A 565-nucleotide genomic window follows, 5' to 3' on the forward strand; every position below is an offset into this window, starting at 1 on the left:
GTCGCAGGCTTACAACGCAGCGCTCAACGCCGCGTCGGGCGGCACCGCGCCGTATTCGTATGCGGTCGCGAGCGGCGCATTGCCGAACGGTTTGACGCTCAATGCATCGACCGGCGCGATCACCGGGACGCCGACCGCGATGGGGACGTTCAACTTCACCATCGTCGCGACCGACGGCAGCGGCGGCAGCGGCCCGTATTCCTCGGCGCCGCGCGCGTATTCGATCGGCATCACCGACGTCACGCCCGTCGCGAATGCAAGCACGCACGCCGCGGCGTACGATTCCGCCGCCGCCGCCGTGACGCTCGACATCACCGGCGGCGCGCCGACGAACGTTGCCGTCGCGACCGGTGCGTCGAACGGCACCGCAACGGCGACCGGCGTGACGATCAACTACCAGCCGAACGCCGGCTTCGCGGGCACCGACAGCTTCACCTACACCGCGACCAACAGCGGCGGCACGTCCCCGCCGGCGACGGTCACGGTGACGGTCGGCAACCCGACGATCGCGATCGCCACGACCGCCGGCTTCAACGCCACGGTCGCTACGGCCTACACGCAAACC

General features: G+C 70.1%; 1 protein-coding gene. It reads left to right on the forward strand.

The window, feature by feature from the left end; genetic code table 11:
* Window positions 1–565, forward strand: a 565-nt coding sequence (locus tag AC1DRF_RS31755; RefSeq protein WP_477742795.1) for a putative Ig domain-containing protein, incomplete at both ends; no start/stop codon positions are given.

The organism is Priestia sp. P5_B4, assembly GCF_056400385.1.